The organism is Gammaproteobacteria bacterium (genome assembly GCA_037388465.1).
Classification (GTDB): Bacteria; Pseudomonadota; Gammaproteobacteria; order SpSt-1174; family SpSt-1174; genus JARRKE01.
The window spans coordinates 29994-51889 of sequence record JARRKE010000021.1; the positions used below are offsets into that span (position 1 = coordinate 29994).

A 21896-nucleotide genomic window follows, 5' to 3' on the forward strand; every position below is an offset into this window, starting at 1 on the left:
TTAGTGGCTCTGGGCATTCAGGTGCTGGATGCGCACCGCTGCCGGAGGATGTGAATCATAGAATATGGAGTGTAGCGGGTCGGGTGTGAGCGTACTGGCGTTTTCCCGGTACAACTGGACCAGCGCGCGGATCAGGGCCCGCCCGTCCGTCTGTTCGGCGGCGAATTCATCGGCCTCGAATTCGTGCCGCCGCGAACGCCAGGCGAATAACGGGTTGAGGAAAAAGCCGAATACGGGCCCGACCATGATGAACAGCAGCAAGGCCATGTACAGGGAAGGTGTTTCGACGCCGAGACCGGTGTAGAACCAGGGCTGGCGCATCAGCCAGGCGAGCAGGGCCAGCGCCGCCAGCGAGACGAGGGCCATCATGACCATGCTCTTGATGATGTGGCGCCGTTTGAAATGGCCGAGTTCGTGCGCCAGTACCGCCTCGATCTCATCCGCTTTCAGGGAATCGAGCAGGGTGTCGAAGAACACGATGCGCTTGTTGCGGCCCAGGCCGGTGAAGTAGGCGTTGCCGTGGCCCGAGCGGCGTGAGCCGTCCATGACGTACACGCCGCGGCTGGTGAATCCGCAGCGCTGCAGCAGGTCGGCCACGCGCTTGCGCAGCGTTTCGTCTTCCAGCGGTTTGAAGCGGTTGAACAGCGGCGCGATAAAGGTCGGCCATGCCCAGGCCATGAACAGGCTGAAGCCCAGCCACACCGCCCATACGTAAATCCACCACCAGTTTCCCATGGCGGACATCAGCCAAAGCACCAGCAGGATCAGCGGCGTGCCGATCACCAGTGTCAGCAGCAGGCCCTTGATGCGGTCCGCGATGAACGTGCCCGGGGTGGTGCGATTGAACCCGAAGCGCGCTTCGAGGACGAAGGTCTGGTAGATGGTGGCGGGCAGTTCGAGCACCGACATGATCAGCATGGCGGACAGGATGACCGCGGTACCCAGATAAAGCGCGTTCCAGCCGGTGAGACGCCAGCCGGAATCCAGCAACTGCAATCCGCCGCCCAGCGTCCACACCAGCAGCAGGGCGGCGTCGATAAACAGGTTGATGCGGGAAAGACGTGCGCGTGCGAGCGTGTAGTCGGCCGCCTTCTGGTGTTCCTCGAGGCTGATGCGCTCGGCAAAATCATCCGGCACGGCGCCGCGGTGCTGCCGGACGTGGCGGGACTGGCGCAGGTTCAGCCACAGCCGCGTCGCGATCATGAGCGTCAGCACGATGAGGAAGATCCAGGTGAATGGCTGCATACGACTGATGGGCCTCTGTTAGAATCGGTTTTCAATTATATCGCCAACCCGATGAGGAATGATGGCCGCGAACCCCGATAATCTGATCTGGATCGACCTCGAGATGACCGGGCTGGACACCCAGCGCGACCAGATCATCGAGATCGCCACGCTCGTCACCGACAAGGAGCTGAATGTCCTTGCGGAGGGTCCGGTCATTGCGATTCATCAGCATGAATCGGTTCTGGAAGGCATGGACGAGTGGAACACCAACCAGCACACACAGTCCGGTCTGGTCGAACGGGTGCGGCACAGCCTTTACGACGAGGTGCGCGCGCAGGACGAGACGCTGGCGTTTTTGAGCGAGTTCGTTCCGCAGCGCAAATCACCCATGTGCGGCAACAGTATTTGTCAGGACCGGCGTTTTCTTGCGCGCTGCATGCCGGAGCTGGAGAGTTTTTTCCACTACCGGAATCTGGACGTGAGCACGCTCAAGGAACTGGCGCGCCGCTGGGCGCCGAACCTGGCCGGCGGCTTCAGCAAGCAGTCCATGCATCTGGCGATGTCCGACATCAAGGACTCGATCGACGAACTGCGCTATTACCGCGAGCACTTCCTGCGCTTTTAGGTCCCGGCCGGATTCCGGCCGCTCAACCCGTCTATTGCTCGATCGGCGTGTCCGGCTGATTGCCCCAGTCCGACCAGGCGCCGGGGTAGCCCTTGGCGCGCGGATAGCCAAGGTGCTGCAGTGCCAGCCAGGAGAGGGCGGAACGGTGATGGGTCTGGCAGTAAGCGATGATTTCCTTGTCGGCCGTGAGATCGAGCCGGTCGAGCTGCGCCTGTAACTGCTCGGCCGGCAACAGCCGCAGGTTGCGTCCGCGGTCCATGTGTTGGGTCCACTCCAGATGCCGTGCCCCCGGGATGTGGCCGGGACGGGCCGCGCGGACATCGGTTCCCGCATATTCCCCGGCGCTGCGCGCATCGAGCAACGCAATGTCCGGGTCGCCCAGATGGTTCAGGATGTATTCCCGATCGGCGACGTTGGCACCCTCATAGCGGAGTTCGTAGCGGGTCGGCTCGAGCTGGGGAACGGCGTGTTCGACGGGATAGCCTTCGTTGAGCCAGGCGATCAGGCCGCCGTTCAGCAGGGAATAGTCATGGTGCCCGTAGGCTTCCAGCGTCCACAGCAGACGTGCCGCCCGGCCGCCGCCCTCGTCGTCGCAGGCCACGATGTGGGTGCCCGCGTCCACGCCGGCGGTTTGCAGTACGCTGCTGAACGAGGACGCATCGGGCAGCAGCCCCATGACGGGTGGCTGCGCGGCGACGATCTGGCCGTATTCGATGTGCACCGCGCCGGGAATGTGCTGGCGGGCGTAGTTTTCCGCCTGGCTGAGGTCGATGATCCGCAAGCCGGCATCGTTCAAATGCCCGGCCAGGGTTTCGGGTTCGATCAGCAGCGGGTAGTTCATGCCGTTTGCTCTATCTTGGTGAATCGTTCGACCACTGCGGGGCGCAGTTGCAGGCGCCCCGGACGGTAATTTTCAGGCTCCAGCACCGTATCCACGAAGTCAAGGGCCGGGTCGCGTTCCGGATAGTCGCGCGTGTAGTGCAATCCCCGGCTTTCCCGGCGGGCGAGCGCGGAATGGATGATGAGCTGCGCGACCTGGGTCAGATTGCGCAGCTCCAGCAGGTCGTTGGTGACCCGGAAATTGCTGTAGTACTCGTGGATTTCGCGCTCCAGCAGGCTTGCTCGGTGCAGGGCGCGCTGCAGGCGCTTGGTGGTGCGCACGATGCCCACGTAGTCCCACATGAAACGGCGCAGCTCGTCCCAGTTGTGGGAGACCACGACCTCCTCGTCGGAGTCGGTCACCCGGCTTTCGTCCCAGGGGGGGATCGACACCGCCGGCATCGCCGGTTCCTTGCTGGCGATGATGTCCTGGCTGGCGGCGCGCGCGAAGACCAGGCATTCCAGCAGCGAGTTGCTGGCCATGCGGTTGGCGCCGTGCAGCCCCGTGCAGGACACCTCGCCCACCGCGTAAAGCCCTTCCAGGTCGGTTCGCCCGTGGATGTCGGTGGCGACGCCACCGCAGGTGTAGTGCGCAGCGGGGACGACCGGAATGGGGTCCCGCGTCATGTCGAAGCCGAGTTCCAGGCAGCGGGCGTGGATGGTGGGGAAGTGCTCGCGAATGAAATCGGCGGGTTTATGGCTGATGTCGAGGTATACGCTCTCGATGCCGAGGCGCTTCATTTCGTGGTCGATGGCCCGTGCTACGATGTCGCGCGGGGCGAGTTCGCCCCGCGCGTCGAAGCGCTGCATGAAGCGGCTGCCGTCCGGCAGCAGCAGCTTGGCGCCCTCGCCGCGCAGGGCCTCGGAGATCAGGAACGACTTGGCTCTGGGGTGGTACAGGCAGGTCGGATGGAACTGCATGAACTCCATGTTGGCGATGCGGCAGCCGGCGCGTGAGGCCATGGCGATGCCGTCCCCGGTCGAGGTGTCGGGGTTGCTGGTGTAGAGATAGACCTTGCTGGCGCCGCCGGTCGCCAGGATGACAAAGCGGGCGGCGAAGACCTGGACGTGATGGGTCTTGCGGTCCAGCACATAGGCGCCGTGGCAGCGGTTCGCGCCGTCGATGCCGAGTTTCTGGCTGGTGATCAGGTCGATGGCAATGTGCTGCTCGAAGAGGTCGATGCCGGGGTGGGCGCGTGCCTGGTCGACCAGACTGGTCTCCATGGCGCGCCCGGTGGCGTCGGCGGCATGCACCACGCGCCGGTGGCTGTGCCCGCCCTCCCGGGTCAGGTGCAGGCTGATATGGCCGTCTTCCAGGGTCTTGTGGGTGAAGGGGACGCCCAGCCCCAGCAGCCACTCGATCGCCTCACGGCCGTGCTCGGCCGCGTAGCGCACGACCTGTTCGTTGCATAGATGGGCGCCGGCCTCCAGGGTGTCCTGAACATGCGACTCGATGCTGTCGGCATCGTCGTAGACGGCCGAGATGCCGCCTTGCGCATAAAGGGTGGAGCCGTCGACGAGCGGACCCTTGCTGAGGATGGCGACTTTCAGGTGGTCAGCGAGGTTCAGGGCCGCGGTCAGACCGGCTGCGCCACTGCCGATAATCAGGACGTCATGTTCGAATGAAGGCACGGTGGCTTGTGAGGAGTTTGGTCGATAGGGTATTTTGTCACACTTTGAACGATCTTCCAGAACGCCCCGTAAGGCGCGCCAAGATCCTGTCTTGATTGCAAATTCTCGTGAACTTTATGTCAATGAAATGGTCTATTTTAGTGCGCAGGGGGAGCGTAAACAGGGGGGCTTGCCCGAATGGGCACGAGTGAGACTGACGACGAGCTGGTAAGGCGTGTCCAGCAGGGTGATCGTGCCGCCTTCGACATGCTGGTCCTCAAATACCAGCACAAGATCGTCAATCTCATCATGCGGTACGTGCACGATCCGCATACCGCCATGGATGTGGCGCAGGAGGCCTTTATCAAGGCCTACCGCGGCTTGGCGCATTTCCGCGGCGACAGCGCGTTCTATACGTGGCTGTACCGGATTGCGATCAATACCGCGAAGAATCACCTGGTTGCCCAGGGCCGGCGGATACCGGACAACGACCTGGACGCCCAGGAGGCGGAACAGTTCGCGGGCGAGTCGGCGCTCAGGGAGAGCGGAACACCCGAACGCGAGCTGTTGACTGAGGAGATCAAGCGGACCGTCCTCGAGGCCATCGAAGGCCTGCCGGAGGACCTGAAGACCGCGATCACCTTGAGAGAACTGGAAGGGATGAGTTATGAAGAGATCGCCCAGGCTATGGATTGCCCCATTGGTACGGTGCGCTCACGGATTTTCCGGGCGCGCGAGGCGATCGACCGCAGTCTCAAGCCCCTCATTGGCTGACAGGGTCAGCCGGAGAGTATGACGATGACTACTACAAAAGCGGAACGCCTTTCGGCACTGGTTGACGACGAGATCGGAACCTTCGAGCGCCATCGCCTGTTGGACGAGCTGGCCCGCAACCCGGAGGATCGCTCGCGCTGGGGTCGTTATCACCTGATCAGCGCCGTGCTGCATCAGGAAATGCCGTCCCATCTTGATATGCAATTCGCCGACCGTCTGCGTCAGCGCCTCGATGCCGAGGACGCACCCCACGGTCAGTGGGTACGCAAGTGGAGCCGCCTGGGACGCCCAGCCGCCGGATTCGCTCTGGCCGCCAGCGTGGCCTGGATGGCCGTGATAGGCTTCCAGAACCTGGTCGGCGAGCCCGAAGGCACTGCGCTTGAGACCGCTTCGCGTATCCCCGCCGAACTGCAGCAGGTGGCCGAACAGGAGTTCGCCGCCAGCCCTGATCCGGCCGTCGAGCGCCGCTTCAGCACCTACATAGTGAACCATTCCGAGCATGCCGCTCAGCAGGGTGTGATTCCCTACGTGCGGCTGGTCGATTACGGGACGATGCAGCAGCCCTGATGCGAGTAGCGATTATTGCGTTGGCACTGGCGGTCCCCCTGGCCGCCAACGCAGAGGAGGGGGTTTCGGATTGGCTGGGGCGGATGCACCGCTCCATGAGCACCCTCAATTACGAGGGCACCCTGGTTTATGCGCGAGGCACGCGCCTGGAGGCGATGCGTGTGCTGCATGCCCGTGAGGCGGGCGTCACGCGCGAAAAACTCACTTCCCTGTCGGGCCAGCCCCGCGAGGTGATCCGGGACGGCGGTTCGCTGACCTGCATCTGGCCCGGGCGCAACCCCATCGTGATCGGCTCCCGCTCTTCCGCCAAGCAGGGCCTGCCGGCTGTGCCGGTACAGGCCGGCATGAATACCACGGATTACGACTATCACCTGGGCCCGGAAGGCCGGGTCGCCGGTCAGACATGCCGCTATATCCGCATCCAGCCAGTGGATGACTACCGTTACGGTTACCAGCTCTGCGTGGGCACCCAGCACGGCATGCTGTTGAAATCCATCATGTTCGACGAGCATGGCCGCCGGGTGGAGCAGATGATGTTCACAGACTTCCACGTCCGCGAGCAGATCCCCGCCGCCGACTTCAAGTCCAGCGTAAACGGCCAGGCGCCGCGTATGACCACGCCCCTGAGCGAAAAAAGCGATCCCGGGTTGAAGCCTGATCCAGGCTGGCAGGTCGGATGGATGCCGGAGGGTTTTCACCCCGTATCCACGGTGATGCGGCACATGAACGGCCTGTCCGCCCCGGTGCAGCACATCATTCTTTCCGACGGCATCGCCTCGGTGTCGGTGTACATCTCCAAGGCGGATGGCGACAAGGATGACTACGAGGGCGGCCTGGAGCGGGGTGCGCTGCACGCCTACGCCACCTACGTCGACGGCCACGAGGTCACGGTGGTGGGGGAAACCCCCGCCGCGACGGTACGTCGAATTGCCGGCTCAGTGCGGTATAATGCCCAGCATGATTGAAGAAACCGGTCAAGTCGTACGCGTCGAGGGCGATCACGTCTGGGTGGAAACCCAGCGTAAGAGCGCCTGCGGGAGCTGCTCGGCCAACAAGGGCTGCGGTACGGCGACGCTCGGCAAGGTGTTCGGCAATCGCCAGTCGGTGGTGCGGGTGCTGAATACCCTTGAGGTCGAGCCCGGCGATGCGGTTGTCCTGGGGCTGCAGGAATCGGCCCTGGTGCGGGGCTCGATCGCCATCTATGCGGTTCCGCTGCTGTGCCTCATTCTCGGCAGCCTCGGCGCCCAGGCCGTGGGTGCCGGCGACGGGGCTACCACCCTGGCCGGCCTTTTGTCCCTGGCGGCCGGTTTTGGCTGGGTGCGTTATTTTGCCAGTCACATCCGCAGCGATGCCCGCTATCAGCCGGTCATCCTGCGCCGCCTGCCGCGCTATGGCCTGAGCGGTCATGGTGTTTTGGCGCCCTGATTGCCATAATCCTGCCTGCAGTTATCTATAACCCATCAGGTTAGTCCGTGCCGCGACGTTTATTCGATTCAAGGGCGGGGCGTTACATGCGCCTTGTGTTCGTGTGTTCCCTCATGCTCGCCTGGTGGGGGCCGGTCCGGGCTGCGCAGCTGCCGGACTTCACCTCCCTGGTCAAAGCGGCCAGCCCGGCCATCGTCAATATCAGCTCGACCCGCAAGATAACCCTCGAGGAGGCCCTGCCGCCGGGTACGGATTTGCCGGACGACGCCCAGTTACGGGACTTCCTGCGCCGCTTTTTCGGCGACGGCGGCGGACCGAGTTTCGATTCGGAATCCCTCGGCTCCGGATTCATCATTTCCAGCGACGGTTACATCCTGACCAACTGGCATGTGGTGAAGGGGGCGGAGGAGATCATCGTCAAGCTGGGCGACCGCCGGCAGCTCGCCGCGCGCATCATCGGCAGCGATACCAGAACCGATCTCGCCCTGCTCAAGATCGACGCCAAGAATCTGCCGGTGGCCAGGATCGGTGATTCCAGTACGCTCCAGCCCGGCGAATGGGTCGTGGCCATCGGTTCGCCGTTCGGTTTCGACCACTCGGTCACGGCCGGCATCGTCAGCGCCCTGGGGCGGAGCCTGCCTGACGAGAACTACGTGCCCTTCATCCAGACCGACGTGGCCATCAATCCGGGCAATTCGGGTGGTCCGCTGCTGAATCTGCAAGGCGAAGTGATCGGGGTGAATTCGCTGATCTACAGCCAGACGGGCGGCTTCATGGGGCTGTCGTTCGCCATTCCGATCAACCTGGCCATGAATGTGGTGAACCAGCTCAAGGCCACCGGGCACGTGACTCGCGGCTGGCTGGGCGTCTACATTCAGGCGGTCACCCGCGATCTCGCCCAGTCCTTCGGCCTGAACCGGCCCGAGGGGGCGCTGGTGTCGCGGGTCATGTCCGACAGCCCGGCCCGCAAGGCCGGTATTCGCGCGGGCGACATCCTGCTGACCTTCAACGGCAAGCGCCTCAACGAGTCTTCCGATCTCCCGCCGCTGGTGGCGAGCACGCCGATCGGCGCCAAGGTGCCGGTGCGCGTGCTGCGTGACGGCAAGGTCATCACGCTCACCGTGAAGGTGGAGGCGCTGCCCGAAGCCACGGCCCAGAAGAAGGCCCGGTCCACCGCGCCCAAACCACACCGTCTTTACGGCATGGAACTGCGCAACCTGACCACCAAGGAACGCAAGGACCTGGGTATCGAGAGCGGCGGCGTAATGGTTGAACAGGCAAGCGGCGATGCGGCCGCGGCCGGCATCCGCGAAGGCGACGTGATCACCATGATGGATAATCAGCCGGTGCGCGATCTTGCGCAGTTCAAGCGTTTGTTGAACAAGGCGCCCAAAGGGCGCCCTCTGGCGTTGCTTGTCCAGCGCGAAGGCGACGCCGTTTTCATCGCGCTCAAATCGCAACCCTGATCCATGCCGGAATTGACCCTCTACTACCGTGAGGGCTGCCATCTATGCGACCACATGCTCGCGGCGCTGGCACCACTGCAGGCTGAACTGGGGTTTACCGTCCGTCAACGGGACATCGACGGGAATGCGGCGCTTCGCGAACGTTTCAACGAAAAAGTCCCCGTGCTCGCACTGGAAGATGAAATCATTTGTTGTCACTTTCTTGATGAAAAAGGTTTGCGGGATACGCTGAAATCATGAATTTCCCACTTGAGCGTATTCGCAATTTCTCCATCATCGCGCACATCGACCACGGCAAATCCACGCTCGCCGACCGGTTCATTCAGCTTTGTGGCGGACTGAGCGAACGCGAGATGGCCGAGCAGGTCCTGGACTCCATGGATCTCGAACGTGAGCGCGGCATCACCATCAAGGCCCAAAGCGTTTCGCTGGCCTATACGGCGCGCGATGGCGAAACCTATCTGCTGAATTTCATCGACACCCCCGGCCACGTCGACTTTTCCTACGAGGTTTCCCGCTCGCTGGCCGCCTGCGAAGGGGCGCTGCTGGTGGTGGACGCATCACAAGGCGTCGAGGCGCAAAGCGTCGCCAACTGTTACACCGCCGTGGAGCAGGGGCTCGAGGTGGTTCCGGTGTTGAACAAGATCGATCTGCCGGCGGCCGACCCCGATCGGGTGATCGGCGAGATCGAGGAGATCATCGGCATCGAGGCGCAAGACGCCGTCCGCGTCAGCGCCAAGACCGGCGAGGGCGTGCCCGATCTCCTCGAGGCGTTGATCGTCCGGATTCCGCCGCCGCAGGGCGACCGGGATGCACCCCTGCAGGCACTCATTATCGACTCGTGGTTCGACAATTACCTCGGTGTGGTGTCGCTGGTGCGCGTCATGCAGGGCAGTATGAAGTCGCGCGACAAGGTCCAGGCAATGTCGACGGGACGCACCTATCAACTCGACAAGGTCGGCATCTTCGGGCCACGCCCCGTGGAGCGTGGGGTACTGGCGGCCGGTGAAGTGGGGTACATGATCGCCGGCATCAAGGAGATCGACGGCGCCAAGGTGGGTGATACCTTCACTCTGGCCTCCCGCCCCGCTGCCGAACCGCTGCCGGGCTTTCGCGAAATTCAGCCGCGTGTGTTCGCCGGCCTGTTCCCGACCAGTGCCGACGAGTACGAGGGCCTGCGTGATGCCCTGGACAAACTCAAACTGAACGATTCCTCTCTCAGCTTCGAACCGGAAACCTCTGAGGCGCTGGGATTCGGTTTCCGCTGCGGCTTCCTGGGCATGCTGCACATGGAGATCGTGCAGGAACGCCTCGAACGCGAGTACGACCTGGATCTCATTACCACCGCACCCACGGTGGTCTACAAGGTGAGGACTACGTCCGGCGAGGAACTGGAAATCCATAATCCTTCGCAATTGCCGCCGGTCAATCATATTGAAGAGATCAGCGAGCCCATCATCAACGCCAACATACTGGTGCCGCAGGAGTTCGTCGGCCCCGTCATCACCCTGTGTGTGGAAAAGCGCGGCATGCAGCGGCAGATGCAATATGTCGGCAAGCAGGTCTCGCTGATCTACGACCTGCCCCTGAGCGAAGTGGTGCTGGATTTCTTCGACCGCCTCAAATCGGTCAGCCGTGGCTATGCCTCCTTCGACTACCACATCGCCCGTTTCGAACCGGCCGATCTGGTCAAGGTCGATGTGCTTATCAACGGCGACCGAGTGGATGCGCTGTCGATTATCGTTCACCGCGAAATGAGCGAACGGCGCGGGCGTGAACTTGCGGAGAGAATGAAGGATCTAATCCCGCGGCAGATGTTCGATGTCGCCATCCAGGCTGCGATCGGCAATCATATTGTCGCTCGTACCAACGTCAAGGCGCTGCGCAAGAACGTCACGGCCAAGTGCTATGGCGGCGACGTGACCCGTAAGCGCAAATTGCTCGAAAAACAGAAAGCCGGCAAAAAGCGCATGAAGCAGATCGGCCGCGTGGAAGTGCCGCAAGAGGCGTTCCTCGCCGTACTGCAGGTGGACAACAAGTAACAACCAACAGGAAGGATGCATGGCTATAGATCTTGAGTGGTTGCTCGTTATCGGAACGCTGGTCACCGGCATCGTCTGGTTGCTGGACGTGGTCTGGTGGCGCAAGGTACGCATGCCGGCCCCGGAAGGCGCTGCGGAGGTCCAGGAACCCTGGTACGTCGATTACTCCAGGGCCTTTTTCCCCGTACTGCTTCTCGTTCTTCTCCTGAGGTCGTTTGTCTTCGAGCCGTTTCGCATTCCCTCCGGCTCGATGATGCCGACATTGCTGGTCGGCGACTTTATCTGGGTAAACAAGTACGATTACGGCCTGCGTCTGCCGATCACGAGCACCAAGATCCTGAAGATCGGCGAGCCGCACCGGGGCGACGTCGTGGTGTTCCGTTTTCCGCGTGATCCCAATACCGATTACATCAAGCGTATTGTCGGCCTGCCGGGGGATGTGGTGACATATGTTCACAAGACGTTGTATATCAACGGCAAGAAGATGACCCAGACGCCCGTCGGGCCCTATGCGGACGCCGCCGACAACGGCGAGGGTGTGGACAGTACGGAATATGTTGAGAACCTCGGTGGGGTCAAGCACGATATCCTGCTGATGCCCAGCCGGCCATCGTTGTCCGGCGAGTGGATCGTACCGCCCCACCATTATTTCGTGATGGGCGATAACCGGGACAACAGCAATGACAGCCGTTATTGGGGTACCGTCCCTGAGCAGAATCTCGTAGGCAAGGCAGAGTTCATCTGGTTTAACTGGAATATCCGGGACTGGACTATGAAATTCTCCAGAATCGGCGACATCATTCATTAATCTACCGGAGTGTCGAGGAGGGACAATGAATCTACCGAGTAAACAACGCGGACTCTCATTCCTGGGCTGGCTGGTGATCATCGGTCTTGCCGGTTTTGCCGTTGTGCTGGGCATGCGGCTGGGGCCTATTTATATGCAAAATTACGAAGTCAACAACGTCCTGCATGAGGTTGCCGCCGAAGATAATATCGGCCGTGCGCCGGAACAGGTCATCTGGGGCAAGCTTTCGAAGTTTTTCGATATCAACAATATCGACAACATCAAACAGGACGATTTCAAGGTCCAGCACAAGGATGGCCAAACGACCTTCACGCTTCACTATGAGACCCGGCTCAATCTCGTCGGCAATCTCGACGGCGTGGTCGTGTTCAACAAAACCGTCGTGGCCAACCAGCGCTAGATCAGCGTGAGATTGCAGCAACTGGACCGGGAGATACTCGAGTCGCCCGAATTTGCGATCGCCATCACGCATCGCAGCGTCGGGGGGCAGAACAACGAGCGCCTGGAGTTTCTGGGAGACAGTATCCTCGGGTTGATCATCACCGAATGGCTGTATAAACAGCTGCCGGATGCCAGCGAAGGGCATCTCAGCCGCCTGCGTGCGCTGCTGGTGCGCAAGGAAACCCTGGCGGAGATCGGCAAGGACCTGAAGCTCGGTGAACGGTTGCGGTTGGGGGAGGGCGAATTGAAGAGCGGCGGCTTTCGTCGTCCCTCCATCCTCGCCGACGCCTTCGAGGCGGTGATCGGCGCGATCTACCTGGTCAAGGGACTCCCTTACACGGAAGGTTTCATCAAGGGGATCTATGCCCAACGCTTTGACAATCTGCCGACCGAAGACGAACTCAAGGATCCGAAGACCCGGTTGCAGGAATATCTACAGGGCAAAGGGTATTCACCGCCGAGCTACGAAGTGATTAAGGTAAGCGGCAAACCGCACGAGCAGGAATTCCAGGTGGTGTGCCGCATCGAAGCCATGAGCCGGCAGACGACCGCGATGGGGCGGAGCAGGAAAAGGGCGGAACAGCAGGCCGCTGAGGACCTGCTGAAAAGCCTGACAGAGTAAGCGTGCGCGGATCGAAATGAGCACTCATGCCGGTGTCATCGCCCTGGTCGGGCGCCCCAATGTGGGCAAATCCACGCTGCTTAATCAGCTGGTCGACTATCATCTGGCTGCGGTTTCGCACAAGGTTCAGACCACGCGGCATCTGATTCGCGGGATCCTGACGCACGAAAATACCCAGTTCGTGTTCGTCGACACGCCCGGCATTCACCAGGCACATCAAAAGCAGCTGAATCGCGCGCTGAATCGAGCTGCAGTCGCGGCGTTGGAGGAGTGTGATGCGATTCTTTTCATGGTCGAGGCGGGTCGCTTCACGGATGAGGATCAGTCGATCCTTGACCTGCTCAAGCGCCAGAAGCGGCCAATCGTGGTCGCGATCAACAAGGTCGACAAGGTCAAGAACAAGGAAGACCTGCTCGTTTTCATCGATACGCTGAAGACGCGTCATGAATTCGAGGAAATACTCCTGATTTCGGCCTTGAAACGCAGCCATCTGGATAGCGTGCTAGATGCGCTGGCCAGGCTGCTGCCGGAATCCGAAGCGCTTTATCCCGAAGATCAGATTACCGACCGGCCGTTGCGGTTCGTCATCAGCGAAATCATTCGTGAGCAGGTCTACGATCTACTGCATCAGGAACTGCCTTACGATATCGCCATTGAGATTGAGTCATTTTCAGAAGGGCGGCGCAAGACACATGTCGAGGCCTTGATTCTGGTCGCACAAAACAGCCAAAAGGCGATCGTGATCGGTAAACAGGGCAGTATGATTCGCGAAATCGGCATACGTGCCCGGGAAGAGATCGAAAGGCTCCTCGACCGTCCCGTCGATCTGCGGCTTTGGGTCAGGGTGGAACCTCATTGGGTGGATCGTTTCGAGGCGCTCGATCCCCTGCAACGCTGATTCGACCGTGTCACAACAGCACGATCAAGCCTACATCCTGCACGCCAGCAAGTTCTCTGATTCGCGACTCATTCTAAAGTTGCTCAGCGAACAGAACGGCCTGATCGCAGGCGTAGCCAGGCGCGTGCGCAGTCGTGCCCACGGAGCACTTATTTTCCAGCCCGGCAGCCGTATCAGCTTCAGTTTCCGTCCACGCGAAGGGCTCAAGTCCCTGTCCGGCATAGAGGAATTCCCTGCCGGTTTTGCACCCGGCGATGCCCGGTTGTGCCTGTATTTCAGTGAACTGATCGTCCGGTTGGTGCCGGAGGGCGGTCACCTCGAAGGCCTGTATGAAATGTTCGATCAATTCATGCATGCGCTGCGCAGTGACGAAAATCGCCGTCGGCTTCGCATGAGATTCGAACTTTCGCTGCTGGTCCTGCTGGGGTTCGTGCTGGATGACTCGATGCTGCCCGAGGATAATGTTTCTCCCGGGCAGCGGTTTGATTTCAGTGCGCACGGCGAGTTACTGCCTGTCTCCGCACCCGAAGGCCTGCCGCTTTCGGTACTGCGCCGCCTGGCCGTACTCGAATTGGCGGATACCCAGGAATGGCATACAGCGAGGGTTTTCATTGATAGACTCTTGGACCGACTGTTGCATAACCGGGTGCTGGTCAGCCGGCGCCTGCTCAAGGAGTAACCATGAAGCTGGGGGTTAACATCGATCATATCGCGACCCTGCGTCAGGCGAGACATACGGCGTATCCCTCCCTGACCGATGCCGTCGCGATCATCGAAAATGCCGGTGCCGACGGGATCACGCTGCATCTGCGCGAGGATCGCCGCCATATTCAGGATGCGGATGTCCGCACGCTGCGCGCGCTGCTCAAGACGCGCATGAACCTCGAAATGGCCGCAACCGAGGAAATGGTCCGTATCGCCTGCGAGGTCCAGCCGAACGATGTCTGCCTGGTGCCCGAACGACGCGAGGAGCTCACCACTGAAGGTGGATTGGCCGTCGCCGGCATGATGGACCGGCTCAAACCGGTTTGCGGGCAGCTGGCCGCGAACAATATCCGCGTTTCTTTGTTCATCGAACCGGATCGCGATCATATCGAGGCTGCGGTACAAACCGGGGCGCCCGTGATCGAGTTGCATACAGGCCATTACGCCAACGCCGCCAATCCGGGGGAACGGGCGGAGCGGTTGGAAGGGATTATCGAGGCGGCCGAATTCGCCCAGTCGCAGGGGCTGATCGTCAACGCAGGCCACGGACTGGACTACGACAATGTCCGTGACATTGCGGCGATTCCCATCATCAACGAGTTGAACATCGGCCATTCGATCGTTTGCCAGGCGGTTTTTACCGGCCTGGACGCGGCGGTCCGTGAAATGCTCAAGCTGATGGGCCGCGAGGCCTGACGATGTCCATTTACGGTGTCGGTGTCGATCTGGTCGACAATAAACGGATCGAACGGTTGTTATACCGATATGGCGAGCGCTTCCCCGCTCGTATCCTTGGACCGAACGAACAGGTCGAGTACCTTGGGCTGAGATCGAAGACCGGTTTTCTCGCCAAGCGATTCGCGGCCAAGGAGGCCTTCAGCAAGGCGCTGGGTACGGGTTTCCAGAACGGCATCCGGTTGACCGATATCGACGTGGTTCACGATGACCTCGGCCGTCCCGGGTTTCAGCTGTTCGGCCGGACCAAGGTCTATGCCGAGGCGCGCGGGATTGCCGGTTTTCATCTGAGTCTGGCGGATGAACGCGAGTATTCGATCGCCTATGTCATCCTGGTCACGAATTGATCATGCATTCATTTATACTCAAGCGAAATGACTGACTCCACTCACTATCCAACGCTGGAAGAATTCGTCGGCAATACGCCACTCGTGCGTCTGCAACGCATGAACGCCGGCAAGGGCAACGTGCTGCTGGTCAAGCTGGAAGGCAACAACCCGGCGGGCTCCGTGAAAGACCGCCCGGCCATGAGCATGATCCGCCATGCCGAGGCTCGCGGTGAGATCAAACCCGGTGACACACTGATCGAAGCCACCAGCGGGAATACCGGCATCGCCCTGGCCATGGCGGCCGCGATCAAGGGCTATCGCATGGTGCTCATCATGCCGGAGAACATGAGCGCCGAACGACGCGCCTCGATGAAGGCCTACGGCGCGGAGATCATCCTGGTGACCCAGGAAGAGGGCATGGAAGGCGCGCGCGATCTCGCCAAGGAAATGGAATCCCAGGGCAAGGGCCATGTGCTCGACCAGTTCTCCAACCCCGACAATCCGCGGGCGCATTACGAGGGTACGGGCCCGGAAATCTGGCGGGACACCCACGGCGCCATCACGCATTTCGTCAGCTCCATGGGGACCACCGGCACCATCATGGGTACCTCGCAATATCTCAAGGAGCAGAGCCCTGAAATCCAGATCGTGGGCGTGCAGCCGACCGAAGGATCCAGGATTCCCGGCATCCGCCGCTGGCCGAAGGAATATCTGCCCAGCATCTTCGATGCGTCCCGGGTCGACCGACAGATCGACGTCAGCCAGACGTTGGCCGAGGAAACCATGCGCCGCCTCGCTCATGAAGAAGGGATTTTCTGCGGCGTGTCCTCCGGCGGCGCCGTGGCGGCCGCCCTGCAACTGGCTGCCGAGGTGGAGGATGCGGTGATCGTCAGCATCATCTGCGACCGCGGCGACCGTTACATCTCCACGGGGGTGTTTCCGGCATGATGAACGTCATGGTTTTCGACATCGAGACGGTTCCCGATGTCGAGGCAGGACGGCGCATTTACGACCTCGGCGATCTATCGGATGCGGACACCGCCAAGGCGATGTTCCATTTGCGTCAGGAAAAGACCGGTTCGGAATTCCTGGCCCATCATCTGCACCGGATCGTGACCATCTCGGTTGTCCTGCGCAGCGGCAAGGATCTACGCGTGTGGTCGTTGGGTAATGAGGATGCACCCGAACCCGAGTTGATCCAGCGTTTTTTCGACGGCCTGGACCGCTATTTGCCGACCCTGGTTTCGTGGAACGGCGGTGGGTTCGATCTGCCGGTGCTTCATTACCGGACGCTGCACCATGGCATCGCGGCGCCGCGATACTGGGAAACCGGCGACGATGACACGAGTTTTCGTTACAACAACTATCTGAACCGTTTTCACTGGCGTCATCTCGACCTGATGGACGTGCTGTCTGGCTACCAGGGACGCGCCGTTGCGCCGCTGGACGAAGTGGCCACCATGCTCGGTTTTCCCGGCAAGATGGGCATGAGCGGCGCCAAGGTCTGGGACGCCTACCAGGCGGGCGATATCGCCGGCATTCGCAATTACTGCGAAACCGACGTACTCAATACCTATCTGGTCTATCTGCGCTTCGAACTGATGCGCGGCCGTCTCACCGCGGCGGCTTACGAGTCGGAATGCGACCTGGTGCGCAACACGCTGGAGTCGTCCGGTCTGCCGCACCTCACCGCCTTTGCCGAGGCCTGGCAGGCCGGTGCTGCTGCCTGATCATGGCCGCACGCAAGTCACGGCTGCCGGCCGAGCCGGTTGAAGCCCGTATCGAATCCCTGGCCCAGGATGGGCGTGGTGTCACGCATCTGGAAGGCAAGGCCGTATTCATCCATGGCGCTCTGCCTGCGGAAACCGTTCGTTTCAAATACACCGGCCGTCACCGCCAATACGACGAAGGGGTGGTCGAGGAGGTCATCGAGCCTTCGCCGGACCGGATTGTGCCGCACTGTGAACACTTTGGTGTGTGCGGCGGCTGCAGCCTGCAGCACATGGCACCCGAGGCGCAGATCGCGGCCAAACAGCAGGTATTGACCGATGCCCTGTGGCACATCGGCAAGGTCGAGGCCGGGATGATCGATCCGCCGCTGACCGGTCCGGTGTGGGGCTATCGGCGTAAGGCGCGCCTCGGGGTGAAGTACGTACCCAAAAAGGGCCGTGTGCTGGTCGGCTTTCGGGAACGGCAGAGCCGTTATCTGGCCGACCTTCATCGCTGCGAGGTTTTGCATCCTGCAGTGGGCGAGCGGTTGGAGCAGCTGGGCGCGCTGATCGGCGAACTCGACGCGCGGGAACGCATACCGCAGATCGAGGTGGCGGCCGGTGACGAGGCGGTGACCCTGGTGTTTCGTCATCTGGATCCGCTCGGCGAAGCGGACCGTGCACGGCTGGCCGATTTCGCGCGTGAGACCGGCCTGCAGGTGGCGCTGCAGTCGGCTGGACCGGACAGCATCGTGCCGCTCTGGCCCGAATCCCAACGTCTGTATTACCGCCATCCCGAACACGACGTGACCATCGATTTCGGGCCTTCCGATTTCATTCAGGTCAATGCCGCGATCAATCACAATATGGTGAATCGCGCCCTAATGCTGCTCGAACTGAATGCGACCGACCAGGTGCTTGAGCTGTTCAGCGGTCTGGGAAATTTCACCCTGCCTTTGGCGCGCCACTGTGCACATGTGACGGCGGTGGAGGTGGATACCGTCATGGTCAAGCGCGGTGATCAAAGCGCGCTGAACAACGACATACACAATGTGGCGCATGTGGCCGCCGATCTGGGCGGCGAATTGAAGGGGGCACCCTGGCTCAAGTGCAAGTATGACAAGATCCTGCTCGATCCCCCGCGTTCGGGTGCACAGGAAGTGATCGCGCACTTCGGGAAGCTGGGGGCGACCCGGATTGTGTACGTTTCCTGCAATCCCGCCACACTGGCGCGCGATGCCGCCATGCTGGTCAATGAGTTCGGCTATACGCTGGAACGCGCCGGTGTCATGGACATGTTTCCGCACACCGCGCATGTGGAGTCCATCGCCCTGTTCGTAAAATGACGGGCGAGGTTTCCTGATGCGGCTTTAGCGATATCGGCCTGTCCCACAAAGCCAACCCCGGATCGCCCAACGATGGCATACAAGATCCTGTCCGATCTACTGGTGCTGATCCACCTGGGCTTTATCGTGTTCGTCGTGCTCGGTGCGTTGCTGGTCGTGCGCTGGCCGAAGCTGGCGTGGCTGCACGTTCCCGCTGCAGTATGGGGTGTGCTGATCGAATGGTCGGGCTGGATCTGCCCGCTGACGCCGCTGGAAAATCACTTCCGTGCCCTGGGCGGCGAAAGCGGTTACTCGGGCGGATTCATCGAGCACTACATCGTGCCGTTGATCTATCCGCCCGGCCTTGCGCACGAAACGCAATTAATTCTGGGCATCGCGGTGATCGTCATCAACGGTATCGGCTACGGCCTGGTGATGGCCCGTCGTCGACAGCGCTGAATCAGGGGAGCCGGCCGTTCAGGCGAGCAGGTGTTCGAGCACGCGCCGATAGATTACGGCAAGCTGGTCGAGATCGGCGACCGAAACGTGCTCATCAATTTTGTGGATGGTGGCGTTGACCGGGCCGAGCTCGACGACCTGCGCACCGGTGGGGGCGATAAAGCGGCCGTCTGAGGTGCCGCCCGCCGTCGACAGTTCGGTTTCCCGCCCGGTGCTTTCTCTGATGGCGCGCCGCGCCGCGTCGATCAGTTCCCCTTGCGCCGTCAGAAAGGGCTCTCCGGACAGCTGCCATTCCAGATCGTAGCGCAACCCATGCCGGTTCAGAATCTCGTGCACGCGTTGCTTGAGAACATCGGCGGTGGTTTCCGTCGAATAGCGGAAATTGAACCATGCGTCGAGCGTGCCGGGGATGACGTTGCTGGCGCCGGTGCCGCTGTTCAGGTTGGAGAACTGGAAACTGGTGGGCGGGAAGAAGTCGTTGCCGCGATCCCATTCAGCGGCGGTCAGTTCGGCCAGCGCCGGTGCGAACAGGTGAATGGGATTCTGCGCCAGATGCGGGTAGGCGATATGACCCTGCTGACCGTACACCGTCAGCAGACCCGACAGCGAGCCGCGGCGGCCGTTTTTGATGACGTCACCGACCTGCTCGGTGCTGGACGGTTCGCCCACCAGACACCAGTGGATGTGTTCGCCGCGCTGCTGCAGTGTCTCTACGACCTTGACCGTGCCATCGACGGCAGGGCCTTCCTCGTCGCTGGTGATCAGCAGGGCGATGGAACCGCGATGCCCGGGATGCGCGGCCACGAAGTCCTCGATGGCGGTCACCATGGCGGCGATGGAGCCCTTCATGTCGGCTGCGCCACGCCCGTGCAGCATCCCATCGCGAACCTGCGGTTCGAAGGGCGGCGTCTGCCAGCGCTCCTCCGGGCCGGTGGGCACGACATCGGTATGTCCGGCGAAACAAAACAGCGGACCTTCCTGTCCGCGGCGCAGCCAAAGGTTGTCGACCTCGCCAAAGCGCAGATGCTCGGCTGCAAAACCCAGCGGCGCCAGGCGTTGTGCGAGCAGTTGCTGGCAACCTTCATCCGTCGGCGTGACGGAAGGGCGGGCGATCAGATCCTGGGCGAGTTCAAGTGTCTTGGACATGGGAAGGCATTGTGCCACAGGGGTCGGGATGTGAGGAGATTGGCGCGGCGCAAAGGCGGCGAAGCTGCCGTTACGGCAGGGTATCAGGCGATCAGGTTGGCAAGTTCGATGAGATTTCTATCCGGATCGCGCAGGTAAAGTGAACGGATCGGTCCGGTTGCGCCGGTACGGTCCACCGGACCTTCTTCGATGGGTATGCCACATGCGCGCAGATGCGCCTCGATTTCGGCCAGCGGGGTGCTGCAGATAAAGCACAGATCGGCGCTGCCCGGCATCGGATGTGCGGCATGTGGACTCAGTTCGGCACCTGCCTGATGCAGATTGATCTTCTGGTCCCCGAAGCGCAGCGCCTTGCGGTCCTGCCCGAAGGTGATGACCTCCATGCCCAATGCCCGGCGATAAAAATCGCAGGTGATATCCAGATTGTTTACCGTCAGTACGCAGTGATCGAGATGATCGATCCGGATCATGCGCCGAAGCGGTCCTGGTAGTTTTTCTCTGCGAATCCAACCGACACGTCGTCACCGTCTTCCAGAACCGGCCGCTTGATCAACGTCGGATGCTTCAGCATGAGCTTGGTGGCGCGTGCCGCGTCGAGGTCGGCGCGTTCGGTCTCAGGCAACTGGCGCCAGGTCGTACCCCGGCGATTGAGCAGGGTTTCCCAGCCGACCTGATCCGCCCAGCGCTGCAGTTGCTTTTGCTCCAGACCGTCGGCCCGAAAATCGTGGAAACGGTAATCCACGCCATGCGCTTCGAGCCAGCGGCGCGTTTTCTTGACCGTGTCGCAGTTCTTGATGCCGTAGAGAGTAATCATGGGTGTACGTGAGGGATAAGGTGTGAGGCGAGGATATCGCGTGACGCCTGGCTCCTCACGCTCTTCCCCTCACGCCTCACGACCTCAAATGTCTCGCAGCAGTTCGTTGATGCCGACCTTGGAGCGGGTCTTCTCGTCGACGCGCTTGACGATTACCGCGCAGTAGAGGCTGTACTTGCCGTCCTTGGAGGGCAGATTGCCGGGCACCACCACGGCACCGGCGGGGACGCGGCCGTACAGCACCTCGCCGCTTTCGCGGTCGTAGATCTTGGTGCTCTGGCCGATGTACACGCCCATGGAGATGACGGCGCCTTCCTCGACGATGACGCCTTCCACGATCTCGGAGCGGGCGCCGATGAAGCAGTTGTCCTCGATGATGGTGGGGGCCGCCTGCAGCGGCTCCAGCACGCCGCCGATGCCCACGCCGCCGGACAGATGCACGTTCTTGCCGACCTGAGCACAGGAACCGACCGTGGCCCAGGTGTCGACCATGGTGCCACTGTCCACGTAGGCCCCGATGTTGACGTAGGAGGGCATGAGCACCACGCTGGGGGCGATGTATGCGCCCTTGCGCGCGGTGGCCGGCGGCACCACACGCACGCCGCCCTCGCGGAATTCGCGCGAGTTCATGTCGGCGTACTTCGAAGGCACCTTGTCGTAATAATTGGTGAAGCCGCCCTTGATGAAGTCGTTGTCCTCGATGCGGAAGGACAGCAGCACGGCCTTTTTCAGCCATTCGTTGACGACCCAGTCGCCGCCCTGCTTTTCGGCGACGCGTGCCTCGCCCTTGTCGAGGCGTTCGATGGCTTCGAGCACGGCGTCACGCACGTGGCTTTCCACATTGCGCGGGGTGATCTCGGCGCGGCGCTCGAAGGCTTCTTCGATGATGGATTGGATGTCGTTCATCGATTTGCTCCTGATGAATAGGTGATCGGTTATAGGGTTTCGACGTAGGCGCGGATCCGTTCGGCGGCCTCGATGCATTCTCCCAGCGGCGCCACCAGCGCCATGCGCACACGGCGCTCGCCGGGGTTGTGTCCGTTGACAGCGCGCGACAGGTAACTGCCCGGCAGGACGGTGACGTTCTGCGAGGCGAACAGCTCTTTGGCGAAGCGCTCGTCATCCACCGGCGTCCTGGGCCAGAGATAGAAACCGGCGTCCGGGTGTTGGACGTCGAGCACCGGAGCCAGGACGTCGACCACGGCCTGGAATTTTTTCCGGTAATGCTCCCGGTTTTCACGCACGTGATCCTCGTCGCGCCAGGCGGCGATGCTCGCGGTCTGCACCGG

27 protein-coding genes are annotated in these 21896 nt (G+C 61.5%); 19 read left to right on the top strand and 8 right to left on the bottom strand.

Annotated features, from left to right (window positions below):
* Positions 1 to 1245, bottom strand: a complete 1245-nt coding sequence (locus P8Y64_06400; GenBank protein MEJ2060101.1) for a M48 family metallopeptidase — start codon at positions 1243 to 1245, stop codon at positions 1 to 3.
* A gap of 61 nt (positions 1246 to 1306) precedes the next feature.
* On the opposite strand from P8Y64_06400, the gene orn reads away from it, so the two are divergent.
* Positions 1307 to 1852 (top strand): oligoribonuclease, encoded by a 546-nt coding sequence (gene orn, locus P8Y64_06405; GenBank protein MEJ2060102.1) that lies wholly within the window; start codon positions 1307 to 1309, stop codon positions 1850 to 1852.
* 31 nt (positions 1853 to 1883) lie between these two features.
* On the opposite strand, the gene P8Y64_06410 is transcribed toward orn, so the two are convergent.
* On the bottom strand, positions 1884 to 2693 hold the full coding sequence (locus P8Y64_06410) for a sulfurtransferase (GenBank protein ID MEJ2060103.1): 810 nt from the start codon (positions 2691 to 2693) through the stop codon (positions 1884 to 1886).
* Complete coding sequence (gene nadB, locus P8Y64_06415) at positions 2690 to 4363, bottom strand: L-aspartate oxidase (GenBank protein MEJ2060104.1); 1674 nt, start codon at positions 4361 to 4363, stop codon at positions 2690 to 2692. The genes P8Y64_06410 and nadB overlap by 4 nt, the downstream gene beginning before the upstream one ends.
* 177 nt (positions 4364 to 4540) lie before the next feature.
* Here nadB and rpoE point away from each other — a divergent pair, with 177 nt between their 5' ends.
* The 18 genes from rpoE to P8Y64_06505 all read left to right on the top strand — a co-directional run bounded on the left by rpoE (position 4541) and on the right by P8Y64_06505 (position 18647).
* Complete coding sequence (rpoE, locus tag P8Y64_06420) at positions 4541 to 5116, top strand: RNA polymerase sigma factor RpoE (protein MEJ2060105.1); 576 nt, start codon at positions 4541 to 4543, stop codon at positions 5114 to 5116.
* Positions 5117 to 5140: 24 nt separating this feature from the next.
* Complete coding sequence (locus tag P8Y64_06425; protein MEJ2060106.1) at positions 5141 to 5683, top strand: RseA family anti-sigma factor; 543 nt, start codon at positions 5141 to 5143, stop codon at positions 5681 to 5683.
* On the top strand, positions 5683 to 6648 hold the full coding sequence (locus tag P8Y64_06430; protein ID MEJ2060107.1) for a MucB/RseB C-terminal domain-containing protein: 966 nt from the start codon (positions 5683 to 5685) through the stop codon (positions 6646 to 6648). Before P8Y64_06425 ends, P8Y64_06430 begins: the two co-directional genes overlap by 1 nt.
* Entirely contained in the window at positions 6641 to 7108 is a 468-nt protein-coding gene (locus P8Y64_06435; protein ID MEJ2060108.1) for a SoxR reducing system RseC family protein, read from the top strand. Before P8Y64_06430 ends, P8Y64_06435 begins: the two co-directional genes overlap by 8 nt.
* A gap of 86 nt (positions 7109 to 7194) precedes the next feature.
* On the top strand, positions 7195 to 8574 hold the full coding sequence (locus tag P8Y64_06440) for a DegQ family serine endoprotease (protein ID MEJ2060109.1): 1380 nt from the start codon (positions 7195 to 7197) through the stop codon (positions 8572 to 8574).
* Between the two features lie 3 nt (positions 8575 to 8577).
* A complete protein-coding gene (locus P8Y64_06445; GenBank protein MEJ2060110.1) occupies positions 8578 to 8814 on the top strand; it encodes a glutaredoxin family protein in 237 nt (78 codons plus the stop codon).
* Complete coding sequence (gene lepA, locus P8Y64_06450; GenBank protein MEJ2060111.1) at positions 8811 to 10616, top strand: translation elongation factor 4; 1806 nt, start codon at positions 8811 to 8813, stop codon at positions 10614 to 10616. The genes P8Y64_06445 and lepA overlap by 4 nt, the downstream gene beginning before the upstream one ends.
* A 19-nt stretch (positions 10617 to 10635) precedes the next feature.
* Positions 10636 to 11424: a signal peptidase I gene (gene lepB / locus P8Y64_06455; GenBank protein MEJ2060112.1), complete on the top strand. Its 789-nt coding sequence runs from the start codon at positions 10636 to 10638 to the stop codon at positions 11422 to 11424.
* Positions 11425 to 11449: 25 nt separating this feature from the next.
* Positions 11450 to 11824 (top strand): DUF4845 domain-containing protein, encoded by a 375-nt coding sequence (locus P8Y64_06460; protein MEJ2060113.1) that lies wholly within the window; start codon positions 11450 to 11452, stop codon positions 11822 to 11824.
* Positions 11825 to 12487, top strand: a complete 663-nt coding sequence (gene rnc / locus P8Y64_06465) for a ribonuclease III (GenBank protein ID MEJ2060114.1) — start codon at positions 11825 to 11827, stop codon at positions 12485 to 12487.
* A 16-nt stretch (positions 12488 to 12503) separates the two neighbouring features.
* On the top strand, positions 12504 to 13385 hold the full coding sequence (gene era / locus P8Y64_06470) for a GTPase Era (protein ID MEJ2060115.1): 882 nt from the start codon (positions 12504 to 12506) through the stop codon (positions 13383 to 13385).
* A 7-nt stretch (positions 13386 to 13392) separates the two neighbouring features.
* Positions 13393 to 14064, top strand: a complete 672-nt coding sequence (recO, locus tag P8Y64_06475; protein MEJ2060116.1) for a DNA repair protein RecO — start codon at positions 13393 to 13395, stop codon at positions 14062 to 14064.
* Positions 14065 to 14066: 2 nt separating this feature from the next.
* Positions 14067 to 14786, top strand: coding sequence for a pyridoxine 5'-phosphate synthase (pdxJ, locus tag P8Y64_06480; protein ID MEJ2060117.1), 720 nt, complete (start codon positions 14067 to 14069; stop codon positions 14784 to 14786).
* A gap of 2 nt (positions 14787 to 14788) precedes the next feature.
* Positions 14789 to 15172 carry a holo-ACP synthase gene (gene acpS / locus P8Y64_06485; GenBank protein ID MEJ2060118.1) on the top strand — a complete coding sequence of 128 codons (384 nt, stop codon included), beginning with the start codon at positions 14789 to 14791 and terminating at the stop codon, positions 15170 to 15172.
* 27 nt (positions 15173 to 15199) lie between these two features.
* The gene (gene cysM, locus P8Y64_06490) at positions 15200 to 16102 is read left to right on the top strand and encodes a cysteine synthase CysM (GenBank protein MEJ2060119.1); all 903 of its coding nucleotides are present in this window, start codon (positions 15200 to 15202) and stop codon (positions 16100 to 16102) included.
* Positions 16102 to 16884, top strand: coding sequence for a 3'-5' exonuclease (locus P8Y64_06495; GenBank protein MEJ2060120.1), 783 nt, complete (start codon positions 16102 to 16104; stop codon positions 16882 to 16884). The genes cysM and P8Y64_06495 overlap by 1 nt, the downstream gene beginning before the upstream one ends.
* A gap of 2 nt (positions 16885 to 16886) precedes the next feature.
* Positions 16887 to 18209: a 23S rRNA (uracil(1939)-C(5))-methyltransferase RlmD gene (rlmD, locus tag P8Y64_06500; GenBank protein ID MEJ2060121.1), complete on the top strand. Its 1323-nt coding sequence runs from the start codon at positions 16887 to 16889 to the stop codon at positions 18207 to 18209.
* Between the two features lie 72 nt (positions 18210 to 18281).
* Positions 18282 to 18647: a DUF2784 domain-containing protein gene (locus tag P8Y64_06505; protein ID MEJ2060122.1), complete on the top strand. Its 366-nt coding sequence runs from the start codon at positions 18282 to 18284 to the stop codon at positions 18645 to 18647.
* Positions 18648 to 18665: 18 nt separating this feature from the next.
* On the opposite strand, the gene dapE is transcribed toward P8Y64_06505, so the two are convergent.
* The 5 genes from dapE to P8Y64_06530 all read right to left on the bottom strand — a co-directional run.
* Positions 18666 to 19793, bottom strand: coding sequence for a succinyl-diaminopimelate desuccinylase (gene dapE, locus P8Y64_06510; protein MEJ2060123.1), 1128 nt, complete (start codon positions 19791 to 19793; stop codon positions 18666 to 18668).
* A gap of 83 nt (positions 19794 to 19876) precedes the next feature.
* Positions 19877 to 20263, bottom strand: a complete 387-nt coding sequence (locus P8Y64_06515) for a VOC family protein (GenBank protein MEJ2060124.1) — start codon at positions 20261 to 20263, stop codon at positions 19877 to 19879.
* Positions 20260 to 20607 carry an ArsC family reductase gene (locus tag P8Y64_06520; protein ID MEJ2060125.1) on the bottom strand — a complete coding sequence of 116 codons (348 nt, stop codon included), beginning with the start codon at positions 20605 to 20607 and terminating at the stop codon, positions 20260 to 20262. Before P8Y64_06520 ends, P8Y64_06515 begins: the two co-directional genes overlap by 4 nt.
* 84 nt (positions 20608 to 20691) lie before the next feature.
* Positions 20692 to 21513, bottom strand: a complete 822-nt coding sequence (gene dapD, locus P8Y64_06525) for a 2,3,4,5-tetrahydropyridine-2,6-dicarboxylate N-succinyltransferase (GenBank protein MEJ2060126.1) — start codon at positions 21511 to 21513, stop codon at positions 20692 to 20694.
* A 29-nt stretch (positions 21514 to 21542) separates the two neighbouring features.
* The coding region (locus tag P8Y64_06530; protein ID MEJ2060127.1) for an aminotransferase class I/II-fold pyridoxal phosphate-dependent enzyme at positions 21543 to 21896 on the bottom strand (354 nt) is incomplete at its 5' end.

What these genes read in the sequence shown, in the direction of transcription:
- P8Y64_06400 (MEJ2060101.1), bottom strand. Translation starts at nt 1,245, where the DNA reads ATGCAGCCATTCACCTGGATCTTCCTCATCGTGCTGACGCTCATGATC.
- orn (MEJ2060102.1), top strand. Translation starts at nt 1,307, where the DNA reads ATGGCCGCGAACCCCGATAATCTGATCTGGATCGACCTCGAGATGACC.
- P8Y64_06410 (MEJ2060103.1), bottom strand. Translation starts at nt 2,693, where the DNA reads ATGAACTACCCGCTGCTGATCGAACCCGAAACCCTGGCCGGGCATTTG.
- rpoE (MEJ2060105.1), top strand. Translation starts at nt 4,541, where the DNA reads ATGGGCACGAGTGAGACTGACGACGAGCTGGTAAGGCGTGTCCAGCAG.
- P8Y64_06425 (MEJ2060106.1), top strand. Translation starts at nt 5,141, where the DNA reads ATGACTACTACAAAAGCGGAACGCCTTTCGGCACTGGTTGACGACGAG.
- P8Y64_06430 (MEJ2060107.1), top strand. Translation starts at nt 5,683, where the DNA reads ATGCGAGTAGCGATTATTGCGTTGGCACTGGCGGTCCCCCTGGCCGCC.
- P8Y64_06435 (MEJ2060108.1), top strand. Translation starts at nt 6,641, where the DNA reads ATGATTGAAGAAACCGGTCAAGTCGTACGCGTCGAGGGCGATCACGTC.
- P8Y64_06440 (MEJ2060109.1), top strand. Translation starts at nt 7,195, where the DNA reads ATGCGCCTTGTGTTCGTGTGTTCCCTCATGCTCGCCTGGTGGGGGCCG.
- P8Y64_06445 (MEJ2060110.1), top strand. Translation starts at nt 8,578, where the DNA reads ATGCCGGAATTGACCCTCTACTACCGTGAGGGCTGCCATCTATGCGAC.
- lepA (MEJ2060111.1), top strand. Translation starts at nt 8,811, where the DNA reads ATGAATTTCCCACTTGAGCGTATTCGCAATTTCTCCATCATCGCGCAC.
- lepB (MEJ2060112.1), top strand. Translation starts at nt 10,636, where the DNA reads ATGGCTATAGATCTTGAGTGGTTGCTCGTTATCGGAACGCTGGTCACC.
- P8Y64_06460 (MEJ2060113.1), top strand. Translation starts at nt 11,450, where the DNA reads ATGAATCTACCGAGTAAACAACGCGGACTCTCATTCCTGGGCTGGCTG.
- era (MEJ2060115.1), top strand. Translation starts at nt 12,504, where the DNA reads ATGAGCACTCATGCCGGTGTCATCGCCCTGGTCGGGCGCCCCAATGTG.
- pdxJ (MEJ2060117.1), top strand. Translation starts at nt 14,067, where the DNA reads ATGAAGCTGGGGGTTAACATCGATCATATCGCGACCCTGCGTCAGGCG.
- acpS (MEJ2060118.1), top strand. Translation starts at nt 14,789, where the DNA reads ATGTCCATTTACGGTGTCGGTGTCGATCTGGTCGACAATAAACGGATC.
- cysM (MEJ2060119.1), top strand. Translation starts at nt 15,200, where the DNA reads ATGACTGACTCCACTCACTATCCAACGCTGGAAGAATTCGTCGGCAAT.
- P8Y64_06495 (MEJ2060120.1), top strand. Translation starts at nt 16,102, where the DNA reads ATGAACGTCATGGTTTTCGACATCGAGACGGTTCCCGATGTCGAGGCA.
- rlmD (MEJ2060121.1), top strand. Translation starts at nt 16,887, where the DNA reads ATGGCCGCACGCAAGTCACGGCTGCCGGCCGAGCCGGTTGAAGCCCGT.
- P8Y64_06505 (MEJ2060122.1), top strand. Translation starts at nt 18,282, where the DNA reads ATGGCATACAAGATCCTGTCCGATCTACTGGTGCTGATCCACCTGGGC.
- dapE (MEJ2060123.1), bottom strand. Translation starts at nt 19,793, where the DNA reads ATGTCCAAGACACTTGAACTCGCCCAGGATCTGATCGCCCGCCCTTCC.
- P8Y64_06515 (MEJ2060124.1), bottom strand. Translation starts at nt 20,263, where the DNA reads ATGATCCGGATCGATCATCTCGATCACTGCGTACTGACGGTAAACAAT.
- P8Y64_06520 (MEJ2060125.1), bottom strand. Translation starts at nt 20,607, where the DNA reads ATGATTACTCTCTACGGCATCAAGAACTGCGACACGGTCAAGAAAACG.
- dapD (MEJ2060126.1), bottom strand. Translation starts at nt 21,513, where the DNA reads ATGAACGACATCCAATCCATCATCGAAGAAGCCTTCGAGCGCCGCGCC.